Source organism: Campylobacter sp. CNRCH_2015_0338h (assembly GCF_025772785.1).
Classification (GTDB): domain Bacteria; phylum Campylobacterota; class Campylobacteria; order Campylobacterales; family Campylobacteraceae; genus Campylobacter_D.
In genome coordinates, this window is sequence record NZ_JAKMST010000029.1 from 1 (window position 1) to 724 (window position 724).

Genomic DNA, 724 nt, shown 5'->3' on the forward strand with positions numbered 1-724 from the left:
TAGCATCATTACCATTGTTAATAGCTTGACCCAAAGTTGCAGCTTGAGATCTTAAACTATCTGCAATAGCCATACCAGAAGCATCATCTGCTGCAGAGTTGATTCTAAGACCTGAACTAAGTCTAGACAAAGACTTGTCTAATTCTCTTGCTGTTATAGTTGAATTTGCGTGTGCATTCATTGCACCTATGTTGGTGTTTATTCTAAAACCCATTTTAAATCCTTTCAAAATATTGCTTAATTTTTATAAAGCAATAAATGTTCCAAATATAAGAAAGTGAATGGGAAATAAAATAAAAAGTGGAGAAATAAACACCTTGAATATTCAAGGTGTTTTGGATTTCTTTACTATTGTAATAATCTCATTACATTTTGCTGCACAGCATTAGCCTGACTCATAGCATAAGATCCACTTTGAGCTAGGATGTTATATTTAGCAAAGTTTGCACTTTCTGCTGCAAAGTCTACATCTCTGATGTTTGATTCAGCTGATTTGATATTTACTTGAGTTACACTGATGTTATTAAGTGTAGCAGTGATTTGATTTTGCACCGCACCAATGTCAGCTCTGATTTGATCAAGATTAGTAATAGCAGTTTCAGCTATATCCATCACCGCCATTGCACCTTTAAGCGTAGTAACACCAGCTTGTTGATCTTTAGCGGCTATTTGACCAGCTGCAGCTGTAGCAGCAAATTCTGCAAACTGACTTGAGCCATCTCCT

1 protein-coding gene and 1 pseudogene are annotated in these 724 nt (G+C 35.9%); both read right to left on the minus strand.

All coding sequences use genetic code 11. From position 1 onward, the window contains the following. Window positions 1-214 (minus strand): annotated as a pseudogene (locus L8X30_RS07875) (flagellin); the annotation flags it as partial. A gap of 134 nt (window positions 215-348) precedes the next feature. Next, window positions 349-724 (minus strand): flagellin (locus L8X30_RS07880; protein ID WP_263679763.1); only part of this gene is annotated, 376 nt, incomplete at its 5' end.